Source organism: Bosea beijingensis (assembly GCF_030758975.1).
Taxonomy (GTDB): domain Bacteria; phylum Pseudomonadota; class Alphaproteobacteria; order Rhizobiales; family Beijerinckiaceae; genus Allobosea; species Allobosea beijingensis.
Genome location: NZ_CP132359.1, coordinates 1592932 through 1615491, shown reverse-complemented (window position 1 = coordinate 1615491; position 22560 = coordinate 1592932). Strand labels below are relative to the sequence as shown.

The window sequence follows — 22560 nt, the reverse complement described above, 5'->3', positions numbered from 1 at the left end:
GCGGGATCGCCAGGCGTCCCACGGGACACGAGGATGGCGATCCATGTCGTTGTTATCGCACCGATTTTTCCCGGGAAACGAAAGCCGCTTCCCGGTCGATGCCCAGCCTGCTCCCGTCAGAAGCGGGTGCCGCCCGAGAAACGGAAGGCCTGGAGACGGTCGCCGCCATACTTGCCGACGATGCCCGTCTGCGGGTTGATACCGATCTGGCCCTCGTCCTTGGTCAGGGCGTAGGCATAGTCGAACCGGATCGGACCGAGCGGCGACTGCCAGAGCAGGCTCACGCCGACCGACGACCGCAGGACGTTCTTGTCGCGGATACAGCCGATGCTCGACTGGGCGCCACCGGTAACGACGTTGTACTGGCGCGCCTCCGAGCCCGCCGGGCAGGCGAAGGCCACAGACTTCGTGCCGCCGTCATAGTTGAACAACGTACCGGCGTCAGCGAAGACCGCGCCACGCAGGCCGAGGTCGCGCGGCAGGCCGAAGAGCGGGAACTGCAATTCGACGGTACCGCCGAAATAGGTCGTTCCGCCGACCGAGTTCGCCGTCGGGTCGTTCAGCACGTCGCGCGGGCCGATGCCGGAGGGCGCGAAACCGCGAACCAGCGACGGGCCGAGGAAGTAGTGATCGACCATGCGCAGGTTGCCGCTGGTCGCCTGGACGTGACCGCCCTGGACGCGCAGGAAGCCGACCACGTCGTCGAAGATTTCGCGGTAGTAGCGAGCATCGGCCGAGATGCGCAGGAACTTCGAGTCGCCGCCGAGACCGGCGAATTCAGGCTTCAGCTCCGCCGAGAAGCCGTTGCGCGGGTTCTGGACACTGTCGAGCGAGTTGTAGTTGAAGTTCAGGCCGACGAGCGAAGTCAGGGTCGTGCCCTGGGCCTCCTTGACCGCCACCGTCGCCTCGCCGTTGGTCACGCAGTTATAGAGCGCGCCGGGACCAGCATTCGGCGTGATGCCCGCGATCGGGTAGGTACAGTCGTTATACGGCCGGTTGATCTCGTTCGGGATGTCGATCTCGGTCGTGTAGAGCGAGTAACGCGGCGTGATCGAGAACTCTTCCGTGATGGGGAAGGTAAAGCGCACCTGTCCGCCGGTCACGCGGCTCTCGAAGCGGCCGGTGTTGTAGTTGTCGTTGTACTTCGAGAACAGGTCGATACCCGCCGCGACGCGGTAGCCCAGGAAATAGGGCTCCGTGAACGAGAAATCGATGCCCTGCGTCCGCTGGCCGAGCGTGCCGGCGATGCGGACGAACTGGCCGCGGCCGAGGAAGTTCGATTCCGACAGCGAGATTTCGCCGATGACGCCGTCCGAGGTCGAGTAACCGCCGGCAACCGAGAAGGAGCCCGTCGCCTTGTCCTCGACGTCGATATTGACCACCACGCGATCCGGAGCCGAGCCCGGCTCGTTGGTGATGCGGACCTTGGTGAAGAAGCCGAGATTGTTCAGGCGACGCTCGGCGCGATCGACCATGACCTTGTTATAGGCATCGCCCTCGCCGAGATCGAGCTCGCGGCGGACGACATAGTCGCGCGTACGGGTGTTGCCGCGCACGTTGATGCGCTCGACATAGACCCGCGGGCCCTCGTCGACGACATAGGTGATGCCGATCATGCGGCCCGCGGCATCGCGGTCACCGCGCGGGCGGACCTGAGCGAAGGCATGGCCACGACGCGCCACCTCGGTGGTGAGCGCGACCAGCGACTTCTCGACCGCCTCGGCATTGTAGGTATCGCCCGTCGAGGTCGCGACATAGCGCTGCAAAGCGGCAGGATCGACATCGCGCAGTGAGGAATCGACGGTGACGTTGCCAACCTGATAGCGCTGGCCTTCTTCGACCTGAATGTCGACCACCCAGCCACCGGCCGCCTCGTCGAAGCGGGCGCCGCTGTTGACGATCTGGAAATCGGCATAGCCGTTCTTCAGATAGAAGCGGCGGATGAGGTCCATATCGGAATTGATGCGATCCGGATCATAGACGTCGGAGGTCTTGACCCAGCTCAGGAAGTTCGACTCCGTCGAGGTCATCAACCCGCGCAGACGACCGGCCGAATAGGCCTCGTTGCCGGAGAAGTTGATCGACTTGATGCCGGTCTTGCCGCTCTCGTTGACGGTGAAGACGATGTCCTGGCGACCATTCGGCAGCGGAGCCACGCGGCCGCTCACCGAGGACAGGCCGTAGCCGGCCCGGCGATAGGCCTCACGCAGGCGCTCGGCGTCGGAGTTGATCAGAGCCTGGCTGACCGGGCCGCCGGCGCGCGACTGCACGATCTGCGAGAGCTGCTCGCTCTTCAGCTTGCGATTGCCCTCGAAGGCGACGCGGTTGGCCGTGCCGTTCTGCTCCTGGACCGAAACGACGGTCTGCGAGCCGCGGCGGCTGACCTGCACGCTGCTGAACAGACCGGTGGCCAGCAGGCTCTCCCGGATCTCCTGCGGATTCTCACGACCCGCGGCGTAGGAGCGGATCGTCTCCGCATCGACCCGCCGGTTGCCTTGGACAACCACGGCCTGCGCGAAAGCCACACCACCACTCACGGCCAGCATCAAAGCCGAAAGTCCGATCGATCGAGAGAGCCGCGTCCTGGTCGTCCGGCTCTTTTGGGTCGACGTCATCGGGTCGCCTATTCCATATCTCTGGTCACCACCCCAAACGGGGACCGCCATCAACCGATGGCAGCACGGGGACATTGCGGTTCAAACGCTTCTACAAAGTTTCCGGCAGGGTGCAAACCGCGATCATCGTTAATAAAGCGTTTTTAGAAATCTCGTTGCCGCGGAGCCACGCAGCGTGCCGTTTTTCCGCCGCAAAGTGCGGCGCAGCAGGCGGTTTCAGAGCATTCCGCGAACGTGGACGATATCGTTCCAGGTCACGAAGAGCATCAGCATCAGCACGAGTGCCAGACCTACCCGGAACCCGATCTCCTGCGCCCGCGGGCTCAGCGGCCGGCCACGCAGGGCCTCATAGAGATAGAAGAGCAGGTGCCCGCCATCGAGCATCGGAACCGGCACGAGATTCATCAGGCCGATCGAGACCGAGAGGATCGCGGCAAGGTTGATCAGCCCCAGCAGACCGCCATTCGAGGCGACGATGCCGGAGACCTGCGCGATCCGAATCGGGCCGGAGAGCTGATCGGTGGATTCGCGCCCCACCACGAGTTTGGCGACGTAGTCATAAGTGCGGGTGACCACGAACCAGGTCTCGACGAAACCGGCCCTGACGGAGTCCAGCACGCCGAATCGCTGGGTCGTCCAGTCCTCCGGACGCGGCGAAGCCCTGACACCGATCACGCCGATGCGCTGCGTGCCGAGCTGGGTTTTCATCTCGGTGAGCGCCGGCGTCACCGGCAGGGTCACGGTCCCGCCGTCGCGCTCGATCGAAACCTCGAGGCGCTCCTCGGGCCTGATCGAGACGATGCGCTGCATGTCAGAGAAACTGGTGACCTTCTGGCCGTCGATGGCGATCACGATATCGCCCGCCTTCAACCCCGCCTTCTCGGCCGCGCTGCCGGCGACGACGGCATCGACGCGCGGGATCAGAACCTGCTTGCCGAAGAAGAAGGCCGAGCCGGCGAAGATCACGATCGCCAGCAGGAAATTCGCCATCGGGCCGGCGGCGACGATCGCGGCCCGCTCGCCGAGCGATTGCGCCGGAAAGGTACGCGCGCGCTCCTGCGGCGTCATCCGGCCGACCGCGGCGTCGTCGGGCGCACTGGCGGCATCGGCATCGCCGGAGAACTTGACGTAGCCGCCGAGCGGAATCAGCGCGAAGCGCCAGCGCGTGCCGTGGCGGTCGTTGAAGCCGAAGAGTTCGCGGCCGAAACCGATCGAGAAGGTCTTGACGTCGACTCCACACCAGCGGCCGACCAGGAAATGCCCGAGCTCGTGAAAAAAGACGACGACGGTCAGGACGAACAGGAACGGCAGCAGATAGCTGAGCAGGAAATACCCTGCATTCCAGAGCGACGCCGCGAATTCCATGAAATCATCCCCCCGGGGGTCCGTGCCAGCCTTTAGGTGACAGTGAACCGCGCTTGCGACAAGAGCGAGGCAGCTCTGCTTCGCGAATCTTGGTCAATGACGAGTGCCGCCGCGACATCGTCGGGCGCCTCCGATCCGGAGGGAAAGGCCGCGCAGACCGCTTCCACCAAAGCGGCGATATCTGGGAAGCGAAGCCTGCCCTCCAGGAAGGCGGCAACGGCAACCTCGTTGGCGGCGTTGAGCACGGCGGGCATCGCGCCGCCCTCCCGCAGCGCCGCCATGGCGAGGCCGAGCGCCGGAAAGCGGACGAGATCGGGGCGCTCGAAGCTCAGCGGCGCCGTGAGCGCGAGATCGAGGAAGCGCGCCGGCGGTGCGTCGAGACGGCCGTCCATACCGAGGCAATGCGCCGCAGCGACCCGCATGTCCGGCAACGCCATTCCGGCGCTGACCGAGCCGTCGCGGAAGGTGACGAGGCCATGGACGATCTGCTGGGGATGGACGAGCACGTCGAGCTGGTCGGGCTGGAGATCGAACAGGAAGCGGGCTTCGATCAGCTCAAGCCCCTTGTTCATCATGCTGGCGGAATCGATCGTGATCTTGGAGCCCATCGCATAGTTCGGGTGCTTCAGCGCCTGATCCGGGGTCGCCGCGGCGATGCGCTCGGCACTCCAGGTCCGGAACGGGCCGCCGGACGCGGTCAGCGTCATGCTGCGGACCGAGGAGAGCGGCTCGGCACCGAGCACCTGAAAGAGGGCGTTGTGTTCGGAATCGAGCGGAAGAATCCGGGCACCGACCTCCGCCGCCCGCGCCATCACGGCCATGCCGGCGCAGACCAGGCTTTCCTTGTTGGCAAGAGCGATCGTCCGGCCGGGCAGAAGCGCGGCGAAGGTCGCTTCCAATCCGGCAGCGCCCGCAATCGCGCTGACCACGATATCAGCGGGACGGCTCACCGCCTCCAGCACGGCGGAACGCCCTGCCCCGTTGGCAATGCCGGTACCGGCCAGCGCCTGTTTCAGCGCCGCGCCGCCGGCCGCGTCGGCGAGCGCGGCGAAGGAAGCGCCGGTCTCGATCGCGGTCCGCGCCAGCGCCTCAGCATCCCGGCCGCCGACCACGGTTGCGATCGACAGGCGTTCGGGATTCTCGGCGACGATGTCGCGAACCGAGCGCCCGACGGAGCCGGTCGCCCCCAGAAGCGTGACGCTGCGCAGAGACATCGGATCAGACGTTGAGATGCAGGGCGAAGAGCGCGAAGCCGGCGAGCACCAGCACCGCCCAATAGCCGTCGAGCCGGTCGAGGAAGCCGCCATGGCCCGGGATCAGCTTGCTCGAATCCTTGGCGTCGAAACGGCGCTTGAGCGCGGATTCGAACAGGTCGCCCGCCTGGCTGACGATCGAGCCGGCGAGCGAGGCGGCGACTACCGGCCCGGCCGCGGTCATGCCCTGCAACGCCGGCACCAAGCGCCAGACGAGATAGCCGCCGATCATGCCCGCGACGGCGCCGCCGATCGCGCCCGACCAGGTCTTCTTCGGGCTGACCGCCGGCATCAGCTTGGGGCCGCCAAGCTTGCGGCCGGTGAAATAGGCGGCGATGTCGGTGAGCCAGACGACGGCGAAGCTCCACAGGATCAGGGCGAGGCCGATATTCGGAAGATCGCGCAAGGCCGGCGTGACCAGCGCGAAAGCCAGCGCATAGGCGACGCCGCAGAGTTCGAGCGCCAGGCGCGAACGCACGAAGGGCGTCAAGAGCGCGCCGAGAAGGGCCGCGGCGGAGGCGGTGCCCGCAAGCGCTACGGGGCTAGCCGGATAGAGGGCCAGCGCGAGGCCGGCGACGACCACGCCGATGCCGGCCGGGATCGCATTGCCGCGGCCAATGATCGCGAGCCATTCATAGGCGACGAGGCCGGCGACGAGAATCCAGACCAGCCGGAAGGGCCAGCCGCCCCAGAGCGTGACCAGCAGGATCAGCAGGCCGAGAACGAGCGCTGAGGCGACCCTGAGCCTCAGCTCGGAGCCGGATCGCGGCGCAGAGGGGGCCGGCGCATTCACGCGACGTCCACGCTGCGGTCGGAGGGCGTGGACAGACCGCCGAAGCGGCGATCGCGCTGGCGATACTGGGCCAGGGCCTCCTCGAAGGCGGCGCGATCGAAATCGGGCCACATCACCGGCGCGAAGATGAATTCGGCATAGGCCGCCTGCCAGAGCAGGAAATTCGAGATGCGCGTCTCGCCGGAGGTGCGGATGACCAGCTCGGGATCGGGAATGTCGTGCGTGTCGAGATGGCTGGCGATCGCAGCCTCGTCGATCGTGGCCGGGTCGATCCGTCCCGCCGCCGCTTCGGTCGCCAGCCGGCGCGTGGCGCGGATGATCTCGTCGCGGGAACCGTAATTGAACGCGATCGCCAGCACGAGTCCGGTATTGCCGCGCGTACTGATTTCGGCGTGATCGACGAGGCGGCGCAGATCGGCGGCGAGATCATCCCGGCTGCCGATGATCCGCACCCGGACATTGGCGGCGGAAAGCTCGGCGAGATCCTTCTCGACGAAATGCTTGAGCAGCCCCATCAGGAAGGAGACTTCCGCATAGGGACGGCGCCAGTTCTCGGTCGAGAATGAGTAGAGCGTCAGGTAGCGGAGGCCGAGATCGCTGGCGTTGCGGACCGTGCGGCGCAGCGCCTCCAGCCCGCGACGATGGCCCTCCTGCCGCGGCAGCCCGCGCATCTGCGCCCAGCGGCCGTTGCCGTCCATGATGATGGCGACATGGGCCGGGTTGGACACGCCTGCGTCGCGCTGACCGGATGACATGCGGAAGAGCCTCGCTCGGCTGCGGCCGAAGAGCGCGGGTGCCCCCCGCGCGGGAGATCAAACGTCCAGACGATCAGACGTGCAGGATTTCCTTTTCCTTCGCCGCGAGCGCCTGATCGATCTCGGCGATGTGCTGGTCGGTCGCCTTCTGGACTAGGTCCGAATTGCGGGCAGCGTCGTCCTTGGTCATGTCGCCGTCCTTCTCCAGCTTCTTGACCACGTCGATGCCGTCGCGGCGGACATGGCGCACGGCAACCTTGGCCTCCTCGGCATATTTATGCGCGACCTTGACCATCTCCTTGCGGCGCTGCTCGTTGAGCTCGGGGATACGGATGCGCAGGACCTGGCCTTCCGTCTGCGGGTTGAGGCCGAGATCGGATTCGCGCACCGCCTTGTCGACGGCGTTGACCATCGAGCGGTCCCAGACCTGAACGCTGAGCAGGCGCGGCTCCGGCACGGAGACCGTCGCGAGCTGGCTCAGCGGGGTGCGGGCGCCGTAGGCCTCGACCATGATCGGGTCGAGCATGTTGGCGGAGGCGCGGCCGGAGCGCAGCGAGGCGAGATCGCCCTTGAAGGACTGCACCGCACCGGCCATGCGGCGCTTGATGTCGGCGAGGTCGAACGTCGTCTGGGCCATTTCAATCGAGACCTTGCAGGTAATCCAAAATCGGCGAGACCATGGCGGCGAGGCCGCGCAGGGTCAAGATTTACATCCTCGAACAGCATTTTCCCCCGCGATGAGCAAGGGAAAAGCGTCGATGCGGGCAGATCATGGCCGGACAGCGGCGCAACCTACTGGTTCGCAGCCTCTCGATGCCCATCTCCATTCTAAGGTGCCGGCCAGTGCCGCCCGCAGTGAACCACGGAGAAAAGCCGTGCCTTGCCTCAACCGCATCGTCGAGACCGCGCTCTATGTCGACGATCTCGACCGTGCCCGCGCCTTCTACGAGGACAAGCTCGGCCTCGCGCCGCTGCTCAAGACGAAGACGCTCTTCGCCTATGATATCGGCGGCGCGAATGTGCTGCTGCTGTTCCTGCGCGGCGCCTCGCTGCTGACGCAGAGCTCGGCCGGCGGCACCATCCCGCCGCATGACGGCAGCGGGCCGCTCCACATCGCCTTCGCGATCGATGCCGAGGAGCTTCCGGTCTGGGAGGCCAGACTGGCGGAACTCAGCATCGCCGTTGAAGGGCGCATGCAATGGGAATGCGGCAGCACGAGCCTTTATTTCCGCGATCCCGACGGGAATCTGCTCGAACTGGCGACGCCCGGCCTGTGGAAGACCTACTGAAACGAGTGCCTCAGGGCGTGACGTAGGTCGCCCTGCCCTCGCCGCGCAGGACGGCGGCGAGCATACCGGGCTCGGCGATCGAGAAGACGACGATGGTCAGGCTGGCATCGCGGGCGAGCGCGAAGGCAGCGGTATCCATCACCTTGAGATCGCGCTTGATCGCGACTTCATGGGTCAGGGTGTCGTAGCGGGTCGCGGTCGGGTCCTTCTTGGGGTCGGCGCTGTAGACGCCGTCGACCTGCGTCGCCTTGAGCAGGTGGCTGCAGCCCAGTTCGGCCGCGCGGAGCGCCGCGCCCGTATCGGTGGTGAAATACGGGTTGCCGGTGCCGCCGCCGAGGATGACGACCTTGCCGTTGCTGAGATGGTCGAGCGCGCGCTTGCGGGCATAGCTCTCGCAGAGCGAGGGCATCGGCACCGCCGACATGGCGCGGGCCGGTGCGCCGGCCGCCTCGATCGAATGCTCCAGCGCGAGCGCGTTCATGACGGTGCCGAGCATGCCGATCGAATCGGCGGTGGTCCGGTCGAGACCCTTGTTGAGGCCCTGGACGCCGCGGAAGAAATTGCCGCCACCGACGACGATGCCGATCTCGACGCCCTCGCGCGAGGCATGGGCGATATCGGCGGCGAGCGCCGTCAGCGTGACGCCGTCGAGGCCGTTGCCGACAGGGCCGGCGAGGGCTTCACCGGAGAGCTTCACGAGAACGCGTTGGGGTCTCATCGATGTCTCTCCGTCTAGCTGGGGGCCGGCCGCGATTCGACGCAGCCCTATCTTCCTACAAAAAAGGCCGCGCGATGCGCGGCCTTTTTCCTATTTGGAGAGGAGCTTGTCAGCCCGTGGTGCCGCCGGCGGCAGCGACCTCGGCCGCGAAGTCCTGCTCTTCCTTCTCGATGCCCTCGCCGAGCGCGAAGCGGGCGAAGCCGGTGAGCTTCACCGGGGCGCCGACCTTGCTCTCGATGTCCTTGAGGACCTGCGAGACCGACTTCGAGCCGTCATGGATATAGGCCTGCTCGAGCAGGCAGTATTCCTTGGCATAGCTCTTCAGGCCGCTCTCGGTGATCTTGGCGAGGACGTGCTCGGGCTTGCCGGCGTTCTTCTCGGCCAGGATCGCCTTCTCGCGCTCCAGGACGTCCGGAGCGACCGAAGCGAGGTCGAGCGCAACCGGGTTGGTCGCGGCGACATGCATGGCGAGCTGACGGCCGAGCGCGGCGAGCTCATCGGCCTTGCCGGTCGACTCGAGCGCGACGATGACGCCGATCTTGCCGAGGCCGTCGGCGATCGCGCCGTGGACATAGGAGCCGATCACGCCCGAGGAGACCTTGAGCGCGGACACGCGGCGCAGCGTCATGTTCTCGCCGATCGTGGCGATGGCGTTGGCGATAGCGTCCTGCACCGAGCCGCCGCCCGGATAGTGATGGCCGAGCAGCGCCTCGACGTCGCCGCCGCGCTCCAGCGCGACATCGGCGATGGTCTTGGCGAGCGCCTGGAATTCCGGGTTGCGCGCAACGAAGTCGGTCTCGGAGTTGACCTCGACGACGACGCCCTCGTTGCCCTGCACCGCGACGGCGACGAGGCCCTCGGCGGCGACGCGGCCGGCCTTCTTGGCGGCCTTCGACAGGCCCTTCGCACGCAGCCAGTCGACGGCGGCTTCCATGTTGCCGTCGGTCGCCGAAAGGGCGGTCTTGCAGTCCATCATGCCCGCGCCGGTCTTGTCGCGGAGTTCCTTCACCATCGCGGCGGTGATCGCTGCCATCTGTCTTGTCCTTGCTGTCGGTGCGGCGCAGACCCTAAGGGGCCGGCCGCGGATCGGAATGATGCGGACGCCTGCATGGGGAAACGCCGACGCTCCGTTTCCGGCCGTCGGCGCGTCCTCCAAATCTTTGCTTTCGCATCGGCTCTGCCCGAAAACCGCAGGGCACTTTTCGGGCCGATGCTCCAAAAGCCGGCGTCAGTCGAGAACCCGATTGCGACGCGCCGATGACGCGCCGCAATCGCAAACCGAATTACGCGTCGGCGAGATCGCGAGCCTGGGCGACCCAGCCCTCGCGGTCGATCTTGCCGCCGAGCTTCAGGTCGTGGTCGATCTTGGTCACGTCGGCCGGAGTCATCGCAGCGATCTGCCAGAAGTGGTAGATGCCGCCGTCGTTCAGCTTCTGGACCGCGTCCGGGCCCATGCCCGAGAGCTTGGTCAGATCGTCCGGAGCGCCACGCGGGGTGGTCAGCGTCTCGAAGGCGCCCGAAGCGGTCTCGAGAGCCTCCTCGACGACCGGCGCCTCGGCGGCGCCGACATCGATGCCCTGGTCGCCCGAGGCGCGGCCGATGCCGTCGATCGCCGAGCGGGCGATCAGGTCGCAATAGAGCTGGATGGCGCGGCCGGCGTCGTCATTGGCCGGGACCGGGAAGGTGATGCCGTCCGGATCCGAGTTCGAGTCGACGATCGCGGCGACCGGGATGCCGAGGCGCTGGGCCTCCTTGATCGCGAGCTGCTCCTTGTTGGTGTCGATCACGAAGATCATGTCCGGCGTGCCGCCCATGTCCTTGATGCCGCCCAGAGCCTTCTCGAGCTTGTCGCGCTCACGCGACAGCATCAGGCGCTCCTTCTTGGTCAGGCCGGTGCCGCCGCCGGCGAGCAGCTCGTCGACCTTGCGCAGGCGCTGGATCGAAGCCGAAATGGTCTTCCAGTTGGTCAGCATGCCGCCGAGCCAGCGGGAGTTGACATAGTACTGGGCCGAGCGCTTGGCGGCATCGGCGATGGCATCCTGCGCCTGGCGCTTGGTGCCGACGAAGAGGACGCGGCCGCCGCGGGCGACGGTGTCCGACACAGCCTGCAGGGCGCGGTGCAGCATCGGCACCGACTGCGACAGGTCGAGGATGTGGATGTTGTTGCGGACGCCGAAGATGTACGGGGACATCTTGGGGTTCCAGCGGTGCGACTGGTGGCCGAAATGGGCGCCGGCCTCGAGGAGCTGACGCATGGAGAAATCAGGCAGAGCCATCGTATTCTAGTCCTTCCGGTTGAGCCTCTGGAGCGCGAATGAACAAGGCATGAGCTGCCACGTCACCGGAACGCCTCGGGACACCGAGGCGATGCGCTCCATGTGGGATGGGCTGCGCCTTACAGGGGATGGCGCCGTATTGCAAGCCGCCACGGCCGAGAAAGCAGAGAGCGGAACGTGAAGGGCCCCATGCGGATACCGCATGGGGCCCTCGATCATCATTGCGGAGAATGTCCGCCCTCGCCTCACTGCGGCAGCTTGGCGCCCATCTGCTTCACGAGATCGCCGATCTGCTTGCAAAAGGTCGCAGGCGTGCCGTTCTGCGCCTTGGCGATGACCTCGATGCTCTGCTCCATGCCCATCGCGGAGATCGTGCCCTTGCGGCCGGCAGCCTCGGCGGCATCGCCGCCGCTGACGTCGGACGGCGCGGGAATCATCGCGACCAGCTTCTTCTGGACATCGGCCGCGGCAGGGTCGGTGTAACCCTTTTCGGCGCAATAGCCGAGGATGCCGAGCTGATTGCGGGCGGCCTGATAGGCGACCTTGAGCTGGTCGGCCTGGGTCTGTGCGAAGGACGGGGCGACTGAGCCCAGAAATGCGACCGCGGAGACGGCCATCAACGACTTATAAAAGTTCATGGGGAATATCCTCAGGCTATCATGTTCTCAAGCATGCCAAGATGCGCTTCCCCCCACCCTCACCTGCCTAGCGTGTGCGGCCGGGCCGGACAACCCGGAATGCCGGAGCATGCCCAGCCTCACGGGTGGGCATCGCATTGGAGGCAGGCTGACGCAGCCGTAGAGAGGCTTACCCGCCGAAGCCACCGCAAGGGCTCGGTATCGGCGTGATTCTCGACCTGAGAACGATCTTCGTCACGGGTGCGCTGACCTGCTTCATCATCGGCGCGATGCAGTTGATGACCTTCGCCACCGGGCGCTTCACCCGCAGCCCGGTCTGGTGGGGCGTCAGCAGCCTGTGCATCGGGGCGGGCCTGCTCGGCGCGAGCTTCCGCGGCGCCATTCCCGACATCGTCTCGATCGAGTTCGCCAACACCATCATGCTGGCGGGTTGCCTGCTGCTGCTCTTCGGCATCCGCAATTTCGCCGGCCGCGAGCTCAACTGGTTCGGATTCGGCGTGGTGCTGCTGGGCATCTGGACCCTGCTTGCACTGTCGCCCGGGGCGGAGGGCTACTCGACGCGCGTCATGGTGGTGGCGACGGTCATGGCGCTCTGCGATGCCGCCATCGTGCGCGAAGCCGTCCGGCTCGGCCGCCAGGAGAAGCTGCGCTCGGCCTGGCTGCTCGCCGCCCTGTTCTCGCCGACGGTGGTGATCTATGCCGGCCGCATCACGCTGGCCGCGCTGGACCAGGTCGGCACGACCCTGTTCCCGGTCGATTCGGGCGCGACCGGCTGGCTCGCCGCGACCGGCGTGGCCTTCGTCATCCTGAGAGGCCAGGCGCTGCTGCTGCTCGCGGCCGAGCGCAGCAACCGGATTCTGGCGACGCTGGCCCGACGCGATCCGCTGACCGGTGCGATGAATCGCTCCGGTCTGGAGCAATGGCTGGCGCGGCAGGCGCGCGGGGCGCAGCGCGCCGCGCTCCTGCTCGTCGATATCGACCACTTCAAGAAGCTCAACGACACGCTCGGCCATGCGGCCGGCGACCGGATCCTGCGCCTTTTCGCCAGCTCCGTGCAGGAACAACTGCGCAGCACCGATATCCTGGCCCGGCAAGGCGGCGACGAGTTCGCGATTATCCTGCCCGATGTCGGCGCCCGGGAAGCGGTGCGGGTGGCCGAGCGCCTCCGCGGCACCTTCCGCGACAAGGTCTCCGATCTCGCCGAGATCGGTTTGCAGCCGACGCTCAGCATCGGCGTGGCCGAGGTCGAACTCGGCGGGCGCGAACTGGACGACCTGCTGGTCGAGGCCGACGAAGCGCTCTATCGCGCCAAGCGGCTCGGGCGCGACCGCGTCCAGGCACAGCTCAAGCCAGCCGCTTGAGGCAGAGCTTCTGCTTCAGACTGCCAGGTTCGCTGCGCTGACGCGCCTGATTCCTGCCGCCGCCATCTCGGCCCAGGCCCGATAGAGCGAGCCGTCGAGATCGATCGCCCGGCATGCGTCCTCGACGACGACGGTCTCGAAACCGGCGCGAGCGGCATCCTGCGCCGTCCAGTTTACGCAGAAATCGGTGGCGAGGCCGGCGATGACGACCTTCGTGATGCCACGCTCGCGCAGATAGCCCTCCAGGCCCGTCCGCGTCCGGCGATCGGCCTCGACGAAGCCGGAATAGCTGTCGATGGCGCCGCGATAGCCCTTGCGGATGATCGCTTCGGCATGAGGCAGGTCCAGCCCGGCATGGAAGGCGGCCCCGGCCGTACCCTGCACACAATGGTCCGGCCAAAGCACCTGCGGGCCATAGGCCAGCTCGATCGTCTCGAAGGGCGCCCTACCGGGATGGCTCGAAGCAAACGAGGCGTGGCCGGCCGGATGCCAGTCCTGCGTCAGCACGACATGGCGGAAATGGCGCCCGAGCGCATTGACGATGGGCACGACCCCGTCGCCGCCCGGTACGGCGAGGCTGCCGCCGGGACAGAAGTCGTTCTGAACGTCGACGACGAGCAACACGGTCCGGTCGTCGGCCATCGACATGTTCCTATTGCAGCCTGACATCGACCACGCCGGGCGCCGCGCGCACGGCATTGGCGATCTGCTGGTTGACCGGAAACTTGCCGGGCAACTCGATCTCGACCTCCTGCGCGCCGTCGTCGATGATCATGATGATCGAGACCTTGCCCTCGGCGCGCGTCGCCTCGCGTGGGCGGATGCGCTCGGCGACCGAAGCCACCGCCTTGTCGTCGCGCAGATAGACGACGAGATCCTGCTTCTGGCGCGCGGCAAGGCCGTCGAGCTCTTCGGCGTCCTCGATGCGCGGACGCACCTCTTCGCCGTCGAGCACGGCGGAGAGGCGCAGCACCAGCGCCCTGCCCGGCTCCAGCAGGTCGCGCAGCTTCATCAGCCCTTCCGAGAACAGCACGGCCTCGAACTGGCCGCTCGGATCGGACAGATTGACGATGCCCATCTTGGAGCCGGACTTGGTGCGCCGCTCCGACTTGTCGATGACGGAGACCGCGACCTTGCCGACGCCGGTGCCGTTGGCGCGCACGGTCTGGGCGAAATCGGCATAGCGCTGCACGCGCAGGCGCTTCAGCACATGCTCGTAATCGTCGAGCGGATGTCCGGAGAGGAAGAACCCGACCGCCTCATGCTCGCGCTTGAGCTTCTCGGCCGGCGCCCAGGGCTCGACCTGCGGGATGCGAAAGGCCTCCTGCACCACGCCGCCGCCGAGCAGGTCGAACTGGCCCGCCGCCGCCTCGTCGCGCGTGCGATTCGAGAGCGCCAGCATGCCGTCGAGCGCCGCGACGGCGCGGGCGCGGTCCGCCTCCAGCTCGTCGAGCGCGCCGGCGGCGATCAGCGCTTCCAGCGTGCGGCGGTTGACCAGTCTGGTGTCGATCCGACGCGCGAGATCGGCGAGATCGCGGAACGGGCCGGCAGCCTGCCTCGCCGCCACAAGCGATTCCACCGCCGCCGTGCCGACGCCCTTGATGGCGCCGAGCGCGTAGAAGATCTTGCCGTCGGCCACATCGAACTCGACGCCGGACTGGTTGATCGCCGGACGCTCGACCTTGATGCCGAGGCGCTCGGCGTCGCGGCGGAATTCCGAGAGCTTGTCGGTATTGCCCATGTCGAGCGTCATCGACGCCGCCAGGAACTCGACCGGGTAGTTCGCCTTGAGATAGGCAGTCTGGAAGGCGACGATGGCATAGGCCGCCGCGTGGCTCTTGTTGAAGCCGTAATCGGCGAACTTCGCCAGCAGGTCGAAGATCTCGGAGGCGATCTCCTTCTTGATGCCGCCCTCGATCGCGCCTTTCACGAAGCGGTCACGCTGGGCGTCCATCTCCGCCTTGATCTTCTTGCCCATGGCGCGGCGCAGCAAGTCCGCCTCGCCGAGCGAATAGCCCGAAAGCGCCTGCGCCACCTGCATCACCTGTTCCTGGTAGACGATGATGCCGTGGGTCTCGCGCAGGTAGGGCTCCATGCCGGGATGGAGATAGGTCGGATCCTCCAGCCCGAGCTTGCGGCGGCAATAGGTCGGGATGTTGTCCATCGGGCCCGGCCGGTAGAGCGCGACCAGCGCGATCAGGTCCTCGATCCGGTCGGCCTTCATCTCGACCAACGCCTTGCGCATGCCGACCGATTCCACCTGGAACACGCCGACCGTCTCGCCGCGGGCCAGCATGGCGTAGGTGGTGGGATCGTCGAAGGGCAGTTGCGCGAGATCGATCTGGATATCGCGCTGGGCGATCAGCTTCACTGCGGTCGTCAGCGTGGTCAGGGTCTTCAGGCCGAGAAAGTCGAACTTCACCAGGCCTGCCTGCTCGACCCATTTCATGTTGAACTGGGTGACGCGCATGCCGGTGCGCGGATCGACCGAGAGCGCGACGAGCTGTTCGAGCGGCCTGTCGCCGATCACCACGCCTGCGGCGTGAGTCGAAGCATGGCGGTGAAGCCCTTCCAGCTTCTGGCCAATTTCGAGCAGGCGCGCGACGATCGGCTCCTCCTCGGCGGCCTGCTGCAGCTTGGGCTCGCCCTCGATCGCATCCTTCAACGAGATGGGCTTGGCCGGATTCTGCGGCACGAGCTTGGTCAGCTTGTCGACCTGGCCATAGGGCATTTCAAGCACGCGGCCGACGTCGCGCAGCACGCCGCGGGCGAGCAGCGTGCCGAAGGTGATGATCTGGGCGACGCGTTCCTGCCCGTAATGATGCTTCACATACTCGATCACCTCTTCACGCCGGTTCTGGCAGAAGTCGATGTCGAAGTCCGGCATCGAGACGCGGTCGGGATTGAGGAAGCGCTCGAAGAGCAGGCCGAAGCGCAGCGGATCGACGTCGGTGATGGTCAGCGCATAGGCGACGAGCGAGCCAGCTCCCGAGCCACGCCCCGGCCCGACCGGAATGTCCTGGTTCTTGGCCCATTTGATGAAGTCCGAGACGATCAGGAAGTAGCCCGGGAACTTCATCCGGGTGATGATCGAGAGCTCGAATTCGAGGCGCTTCTCGTAATCCTCGACGGTGAAGCCCTCGGCCGGGCCGTGCTTGTCGAGGCGCGCTGCAAGGCCGGCGCGCGCCTGCTCCTGAAGCTCCTCGGCCTCGTCGCGCCCCTCCTCGCCGAAGCGCGGCAGGATCGGCTTGCGGGTGGTGACGCGCCAGTGGCAGCGCATCGCGATCTCGACCGTGTTCGCGAGCGCCTCCGGCAGGTCGGCGAAGCGCTTCTTCATCTCGGCGCGCGAGGCGAAATAATGCTCCGGCGAGACGCGGCGGCGCGTGCCATCCGAGACGAGCCGACCTTCGGCTACAGCGAGCAGCGCGTCATGCGCGTCGAAATCGGCGGGCTTGGCGAAGAAGGGCTCGTTGGTCGCGACGATCGGCAGATCGGAATCATAGGCGAGGCGCAGGAGATGGGCCTCGCGGGCCGCCTCGCCGTCTCCGCCATGGCGCTGGATCTCGACATAGAGCCGGTCGCCGTAGATGCCGGCGAGTGTCGCCAAACGCGAGGCAGCCTGCGGGAGCTGACCGAGGCGCAGGGCGGTGTCGATCGGTCCGCCCTGCCCGCCGGTCAGCGCGATAAGGCCGCTATTGTAGGCAGCGAGGCGCTCGACCGTGGTCACCGGCTGGCCGGAACCGCCGGTCGCCAAAGCCGCTTCGCTGACGAGCTTCATCAGGTTGCCGTAGCCGGCCTCGTCCATCGCGAGCAGGACGATATGCGGCAGGCGCTGCGGTTGCGTCGGCTTGCGGCTGCCCTCGCCCTCATCGGCGAAATCGACCGAGAGCTGCACGCCGACGATCGGCTGCAGGCCCGAGCCGGCCAGCTTCTCGGAGAATTCGAGGCCGCCGAAGAGATTGTCGGTATCGGTCAGCGCCAGGGCCGGCTGGCCGTCGGCGGCGGCCATCTTGGCGAGCGTCGCGATCGTCATCGCGCCTTCGAGCAATGAATAGCTCGAATGGACATGCAGGTGGACGAAGCCGATCTCCTGGAGAACGCGCGCCTCGCCAGCTTCGCTGTTCATGTCCCACTCCTGCCGCCGCAACCGGGCGACTCGTCGACCCCGACCGTTATGAGACTCTTATGCGTCCTGGGCAGGGCCGGCGTCGAGGCCTTGCGGCCCCATCTGTGGATGGCTCCTGCCGCCCTCAGACATGCGGGCCGCAGAGGATGGCGGCCCAGAGCCAGATCATGCCGAGGAAGACGCCGAGCGAGGCGATCTCGGCAAGGCCGGCGGCGAATTTACGCGCTGCAGTCATGGGAACCTCCTGTGTTCTCGATAAGTTCAGTTTAGTTCTCTTTTTGTTCTCGTCAATGTCGATACGGAAGCTGGCGACGCGATCCCTGCGCGGCGGTTAATGAAATCCTACCGCCGCGTTCCAGCGGTCAGTCGCTCCTCATTTTCGCCACCCGTGGCGGCCATCGCGGAATGGCGTCTTTTCGACGCGATCCATCTGCATGGGACAAGGAGGCGGGCTTGAGCGGGCTTCGATTGTCAGGAGCGATCACGCTGGTCGGGCTGCTGCTCGGTGCCTGTGGCGAGGCCGAGGCGCAGAAGGATGATTTCCTGCCGCTGATACAGGCCTATTTCGACAAGGAGCCGGTCTGCGTCGCCGTCCGCAAACTGCCCTTCGACGCCAACAACGCCTGGCTCCAGGGCAATCTGCGGACACTGGTCGAGCAGGGATTGCTCAGCGAGGAGGACAGCCCGGCGGATGTGCAGGCTGAAATCGGTCCGTCGCGCCGCTTCGTCCTCACGCCGGCAGGAGCCACGTTCTACAAGCCCGACGGCCTGCCGGAAGCGCCGCGAACGCCGGTGCTCTGTTTCGCGCGCCGCCAGATTACCGGGATCGTGAAGGCCGAGATCGATCCGTCGCGCGGCGACGAGGAGGACGAGGTCGCGCTCTACCCGCGCAAGGCGCGCCTCACCTTCGGCCAGCGCATCGTGGATGTCGCGCCCTGGGCGGAGGCCAAGCCGGTGCAGGACGCATTCTCAGCTTTCGGCATCCAGCTCAAGACCTCCGGCGAAGACGGCAAGATCGAGTTCGCCTGGAAGGAGGGAGCGTGGCGGGCGCAGCCGAGCTATGCCTTCCCGCTCAGGGATGCACGGCAGCTCGGGCGGTAGTGCGGCTTCAAGTGGGATGCGTTGTCATTCCGGGGCGCGCCGCAGGCGCGAACCCGGAACCCACGACTGGGTGAAACTTTCAGGCTTGGTTTGTGACGGGCTCACCCGGTCGTGGGTTCCGGGTTCTTCGCTACGCGAAGCCCCGGAATGACAAAGGTAGTGCGGGCAAGGAATGAGCTGACGGGCGCAGGCCGCCTACAGCTTGACGACCAACCCGTCGCGGATCGTGACCTGCCGGTCCATCTGGCGGGCGAGATCGAGGTTGTGCGTCGCGATCAGCGCCGCCAGCCCCGAGGCGCGCGCCAGCGCCATCAGCGTGCCGAAGACATGCTGAGCGGTCTGCGGGTCGAGATTGCCGGTCGGCTCGTCGGCCAGCAGCAGGCGCGGGCCGTTGGCGACAGCACGGCCGATGGCGACGCGCTGCTGCTCGCCGCCGGACAATTCGCCGGGCAGATGGTCGAGCCGCTCGCCGAGGCCGAGGAAGGTCAGCAGTTCCGATGCCCGCTCCTCCGCAAGGCCGCGGGCGAGGCCGCGGATGCGCTGCGGCAGCACCACGTTCTCCAGTGCCGTGAACTCCGGCAGGAGGTGGTGAAACTGGTAGACGAAGCCGATTTCGGTACGGCGCAGGCGCGTGCGGCCCTTGTCGTCGAGCTTGGTCGTGGCGAGCCCGCCGACGAAGACCTCGCCGGCATCGGGCTTCTCCAGGAGGCCAGCAACGTGCAGCAGCGTCGACTTGCCGGTGCCGCTCGGCGCCACCAGGGCGACGACCTCGCCGGGCCAGAGCGCGAAATCGGCCTTGCGCAGCACTTCGAGCGGCGCGTCGCTCTGCGGATAATAGCGCTCGACCTGGGAGAGGAAGAGCGCGGGCATCTCCTGTGCCATGTGCTCAGCCCATCCTCAGCGCTTCGACCGGATCGAGGCGTGCCGCCTTCCAGGCCGGGTAGAGCGTCGCCAGCAGCGACAGGGTCAGCGCCATCAGAACAACGCTGGTCACCTCGCTCCAGTCGATCACCGAGGGAATGTCGCTGAGGAAGCGCACCGTCGGGTCCCAGAGATTGGCGCCGGTGATCCAGTTCAGCGCCGCCATGATCGACTTGATGTTCTTGGCGAAGACGATGCCGAGCCCGAGCCCCGCCAGCGTGCCGACGACGCCGATCGCCGCGCCCGTGATCAGGAAGACGCGCAGCACCGTGCCGCGCGTGCAGCCCATGGTGCGCATGATCGCGATGTCGGCGGTCTTGTCCTTCACCAGCATGATCAGGCCGGAGACGATATTCAAAGCCGCGACCAGCACGATCAGCGTCAGGATGATGAACATCACGTTCCGTTCGACTTCCAGGGCATTGAAGAAGCTGCGATTCCTCTGGCGCCAGTCGGAGAGTACGAGCGGGCGCGGCGCATCGGCCTCGATCGCGTCGCGAACGGCCTGGGTCCTGTCGGGGTTGTCGACGAAGATCTCGATGACGTTCACGTCGCCGTCACGGTTGAAATAGGCCTGCGCCTCGCCGAGCGGCATATAGACGAAGGTGCCGTCGAACTCGGTCATGCCGATCTCGAAGATCGCCTTCACCGGATAGGCCTTGATGCGCGGCGCCGTGCCGAAGGGCGTCGAGGCACCCTGCGGCGAGACCAGCGTCATCATGTCATTGACCTGGATGCCCAGCGCATTGGCAAGGCGCCGGCCGATGGCGACGCCGGGCGTCCCGCCGTCGAAACCGTCGAGCGTCCCAGACTTGATGTTGCCGCCGATGAAGGGAATCGCCTTGATGTCGCTCTCGCGAACGCCGCGCACCAGCACGCCATTGTTGCCGGTCTGCGAGGAGGCGAGCGCCTGCCCCTCGACCAGCGGAATGGCGAGCTTGATGCCGGGAATCTTGGCGAGCCTCGCCGCGACGCTGTCGTAGTCGTCGAGCGGACGGTCGATCGGGGTCGCGAAGATATGGCCGTTCACGCCGACGATCTTCTCCAGCAGTTCCTTGCGGAAGCCGTTCATCACCGACATCACGATAATCAGCGTCGCGACGCCGAGCAGGATGCCGAGGAAGGAGAAGCCGGCGATGACCGAGACGAAGCCCTCGCGGCGGCGCGTGCGCAGATAGCGCCCGGCGAGCAGCCATTCGAAACCGGCGAAAGCCTTGGTCCCGGTCGGGACTTCGGCGCTGTCGGCGACGGCGCTCATGCGGCCACTCCCATCCGGTGCGTCGTCATGACGGTGTCCGCCGTCACGCCGCCCTGCCTTTGAAGCGATCGAGCGCAGCTTCCAGCGAGACGAGTTCGCGCTCGCCGCCGGCGCGGCGCTTGATCTCGACCTTGCCCTCGGCCAGCCCCTTCGGGCCGACGATGATCTGCCAGGGCACGCCGATCAGGTCGGCGGTCGCGAACTTGGCGCCCGGCCGGTCGTCGGTGTCGTCGAGCACGGCGTCGTAGCCCTTGCCGAGCAAATCCTTGTAAATGCGCTCGGCCGCGCCGTCGGTCGCCGCGTCGCCGGCCTTGAGATTGATGACGGCGATGTCGAAGGGCGCGATCTCCTCGGGCCAGACGATGCCGGCTTCGTCGTGGCCGGCCTCGATCAGCGCCGCGACAAGGCGGCTCGGCCCGATGCCGTAGGAGCCGCCATGCAGCAGCACCGGCTGGCCATCCGGCCCGGCGACCGTCGCGCCCATCGGCTCGGAATATTTCGTGCCGAAATAGAAGATATGGCCGACCTCGATGCCGCGCGCCGAGACGCGCTTGTCTTCCGGAACCGCCTCGAAAGCAGCCTTGTCGTGCATTTCCTCGGTCGCGGCGTAGAGGCTCGTCCACTTGTCGAAGACGCCCTGCAGGCCGGGGACGCTGTCGAAATCGGTATCGGCGGCAGGCGTCTCGAAGTTCAGGTAGTCGCTGTGGCAGAAGACCTCGCTCTCGCCGGTCGAGGCAAGCACGATGAACTCGTGGCTGAGATCGCCGCCGATCGGGCCGGTATCGGCCTTCATCGGGATCGCCTTCAGACCAAGCCGCGCGAAGGTGCGCAGATAGGCCGTGAACATGCGGTTATAGGCGTGCCGGGCCGCATCCTTGTCGAGATCGAAGGAATAGGCGTCCTTCATCAGGAACTCGCGCCCACGCATCACGCCGAAGCGCGGGCGGACCTCGTCGCGGAACTTCCACTGGATGTGGTAGAGATTGAGCGGCAGGTCCTTGTAGGACTTGACGTAGGAGCGGACGATCTCGGTGACCATCTCCTCGTTGGTCGGGCCGTAGAGCATGTCGCGATCATGCCGGTCCTTGATGCGCAGCATCTCCTTGCCATAGGCGTCGTAGCGCCCGCTCTCACGCCAGAGATCGGCCGACTGGATCGTCGGCATCAGGATCTCGGCGGCGCCCGAGCGATTCTGCTCCTCGCGGATGACGTTGCTGATCTTGTTCAGCACGCGCAGGCCCAGCGGCAGCCAGGAATAGATGCCCGCGGATTGCTGGCGGATCATGCCGGCGCGCAGCATCAGCCGGTGCGAGACGATCTCCGCTTCCTTGGGCGTGTCGCGCAGAAGGGGCAGGAAATAGCGGGAAAGACGCATCGGAAAACCTGTCGGAGGGCCCTGCGCGCGGAATCGCGCCGGGTGATCGAAGAGCGAGTCGGCCTAGCTGAGAGACACCATCGCTCTCGGCAAAATGCAAACCAAAATCAGCAGGAAGCGGCGGAAGATGGCGAAGTTATGTGCCTTTCGCCGGAGATCGTGCTGCTCAGCCCTTGGCGAAGCGCGCCTTCAGCGCGGCGAGCACCGGGGCCGGCACGAAGGGCGAGACATCCCCACCCATAGCCGCGATCTGGCGCACCAGCGTCGCGGTGATATGGCGCACGCCGGGCGAGGCCGGCAGGAAGACGGTCTGCACATCCGGCGCCATGGTGCCGTTCATCCCGGCCATCTGCATCTCGTAGTCGAGGTCGCTGCCGTCGCGCAGGCCGCGGATGATGATCGAGGCTCCCGCCCGGCGCGCCGCGTCGACGGCGAGATCGCCGAAGGTCACGACATCGAGCGCGGCACCCTTGGCGGCCAGCAAGGGCGTGGCGACCTGACGCAAGAGATCGGCACGCTGCTCGACCGGCAGAAGCGGTGTCTTGCCGGGATGAACCCCGATCGCGAGGACGAGCCTGTCGCAGAGTCCGGCGGCCGCCGCGATGACGTCGGCATGGCCGTTGGTCACGGGATCGAAAGAGCCGGTGTAGAAAGCGATGCGTGCCATAGGGCCAGCGTTAGCGGCTGGACCGAAAAATGACAAGCCGCATCAGAGG

General features: G+C 66.5%; 19 protein-coding genes. 3 read left to right on the top strand and 16 right to left on the bottom strand.

Annotated elements, in window-relative coordinates; genetic code table 11:
- Window positions 1-116: 116 nt before the first annotated feature.
- The 6 genes from bamA to frr form a co-directional block, all read right to left on the bottom strand.
- Window positions 117-2615 carry an outer membrane protein assembly factor BamA gene (bamA, locus tag Q9235_RS07835; protein WP_422678290.1) on the bottom strand — a complete coding sequence of 833 codons (2499 nt, stop codon included), beginning with the start codon at window positions 2613-2615 and terminating at the stop codon, window positions 117-119.
- A gap of 216 nt (window positions 2616-2831) precedes the next feature.
- Window positions 2832-3980, bottom strand: coding sequence for an RIP metalloprotease RseP (gene rseP / locus Q9235_RS07830; RefSeq protein WP_306226245.1), 1149 nt, complete (start codon window positions 3978-3980; stop codon window positions 2832-2834).
- A gap of 32 nt (window positions 3981-4012) precedes the next feature.
- Complete coding sequence (gene dxr, locus Q9235_RS07825; protein WP_306226244.1) at window positions 4013-5194, bottom strand: 1-deoxy-D-xylulose-5-phosphate reductoisomerase; 1182 nt, start codon at window positions 5192-5194, stop codon at window positions 4013-4015.
- Window positions 5195-5198: 4 nt separating this feature from the next.
- A complete protein-coding gene (locus Q9235_RS07820) occupies window positions 5199-6026 on the bottom strand; it encodes a phosphatidate cytidylyltransferase (RefSeq protein WP_306226243.1) in 828 nt (275 codons plus the stop codon).
- Entirely contained in the window at window positions 6023-6781 is a 759-nt protein-coding gene (locus tag Q9235_RS07815; protein WP_306226242.1) for an isoprenyl transferase, read from the bottom strand. The genes Q9235_RS07820 and Q9235_RS07815 overlap by 4 nt, the downstream gene beginning before the upstream one ends.
- 73 nt (window positions 6782-6854) lie before the next feature.
- Window positions 6855-7418: a ribosome recycling factor gene (gene frr, locus Q9235_RS07810; RefSeq protein ID WP_047575806.1), complete on the bottom strand. Its 564-nt coding sequence runs from the start codon at window positions 7416-7418 to the stop codon at window positions 6855-6857.
- Window positions 7419-7656: 238 nt separating this feature from the next.
- On the opposite strand from frr, the gene Q9235_RS07805 reads away from it, so the two are divergent.
- A complete protein-coding gene (locus Q9235_RS07805) occupies window positions 7657-8070 on the top strand; it encodes a VOC family protein (RefSeq protein WP_306226241.1) in 414 nt (137 codons plus the stop codon).
- Window positions 8071-8080: 10 nt separating this feature from the next.
- On the opposite strand, the gene pyrH is transcribed toward Q9235_RS07805, so the two are convergent.
- The 4 genes from pyrH to Q9235_RS07785 all read right to left on the bottom strand — a co-directional run bounded on the left by pyrH (window position 8081) and on the right by Q9235_RS07785 (window position 11702).
- A complete protein-coding gene (gene pyrH, locus Q9235_RS07800; RefSeq protein WP_306226240.1) occupies window positions 8081-8788 on the bottom strand; it encodes a UMP kinase in 708 nt (235 codons plus the stop codon).
- A gap of 109 nt (window positions 8789-8897) precedes the next feature.
- Complete coding sequence (tsf, locus tag Q9235_RS07795; RefSeq protein WP_306226239.1) at window positions 8898-9821, bottom strand: translation elongation factor Ts; 924 nt, start codon at window positions 9819-9821, stop codon at window positions 8898-8900.
- A 250-nt stretch (window positions 9822-10071) separates the two neighbouring features.
- Window positions 10072-11064 carry a 30S ribosomal protein S2 gene (locus tag Q9235_RS07790; RefSeq protein ID WP_306226238.1) on the bottom strand — a complete coding sequence of 331 codons (993 nt, stop codon included), beginning with the start codon at window positions 11062-11064 and terminating at the stop codon, window positions 10072-10074.
- A gap of 245 nt (window positions 11065-11309) precedes the next feature.
- Window positions 11310-11702, bottom strand: a complete 393-nt coding sequence (locus Q9235_RS07785; RefSeq protein WP_306226237.1) for a pore-forming ESAT-6 family protein — start codon at window positions 11700-11702, stop codon at window positions 11310-11312.
- 206 nt (window positions 11703-11908) lie between these two features.
- Between Q9235_RS07785 and Q9235_RS07780 the strand changes: the two genes are divergently transcribed.
- Complete coding sequence (locus Q9235_RS07780) at window positions 11909-13063, top strand: GGDEF domain-containing protein (protein ID WP_306226236.1); 1155 nt, start codon at window positions 11909-11911, stop codon at window positions 13061-13063.
- 15 nt (window positions 13064-13078) lie between these two features.
- On the opposite strand, the gene pncA is transcribed toward Q9235_RS07780, so the two are convergent.
- Window positions 13079-13711 carry a bifunctional nicotinamidase/pyrazinamidase gene (gene pncA / locus Q9235_RS07775; protein WP_306226235.1) on the bottom strand — a complete coding sequence of 211 codons (633 nt, stop codon included), beginning with the start codon at window positions 13709-13711 and terminating at the stop codon, window positions 13079-13081.
- A 4-nt stretch (window positions 13712-13715) separates the two neighbouring features.
- Window positions 13716-17189 (bottom strand): DNA polymerase III subunit alpha, encoded by a 3474-nt coding sequence (gene dnaE / locus Q9235_RS07770; protein ID WP_306226234.1) that lies wholly within the window; start codon window positions 17187-17189, stop codon window positions 13716-13718.
- Window positions 17190-17642: 453 nt separating this feature from the next.
- On the opposite strand from dnaE, the gene Q9235_RS07765 reads away from it, so the two are divergent.
- The gene (locus Q9235_RS07765) at window positions 17643-18290 is read left to right on the top strand and encodes a hypothetical protein (protein ID WP_306226233.1); all 648 of its coding nucleotides are present in this window, start codon (window positions 17643-17645) and stop codon (window positions 18288-18290) included.
- A 195-nt stretch (window positions 18291-18485) separates the two neighbouring features.
- Here Q9235_RS07765 and Q9235_RS07760 read toward each other — a convergent pair whose 3' ends face one another.
- The 4 genes from Q9235_RS07760 to coaD form a co-directional block, all read right to left on the bottom strand.
- Window positions 18486-19172 (bottom strand): ABC transporter ATP-binding protein, encoded by a 687-nt coding sequence (locus Q9235_RS07760; RefSeq protein WP_306226232.1) that lies wholly within the window; start codon window positions 19170-19172, stop codon window positions 18486-18488.
- 4 nt (window positions 19173-19176) lie between these two features.
- On the bottom strand, window positions 19177-20469 hold the full coding sequence (locus Q9235_RS07755) for a lipoprotein-releasing ABC transporter permease subunit (RefSeq protein ID WP_306226231.1): 1293 nt from the start codon (window positions 20467-20469) through the stop codon (window positions 19177-19179).
- A gap of 43 nt (window positions 20470-20512) precedes the next feature.
- On the bottom strand, window positions 20513-21844 hold the full coding sequence (gene proS, locus Q9235_RS07750; RefSeq protein ID WP_306226230.1) for a proline--tRNA ligase: 1332 nt from the start codon (window positions 21842-21844) through the stop codon (window positions 20513-20515).
- A gap of 166 nt (window positions 21845-22010) precedes the next feature.
- Complete coding sequence (gene coaD, locus Q9235_RS07745; RefSeq protein WP_306226229.1) at window positions 22011-22511, bottom strand: pantetheine-phosphate adenylyltransferase; 501 nt, start codon at window positions 22509-22511, stop codon at window positions 22011-22013.
- Window positions 22512-22560: the final 49 nt, after the last annotated feature.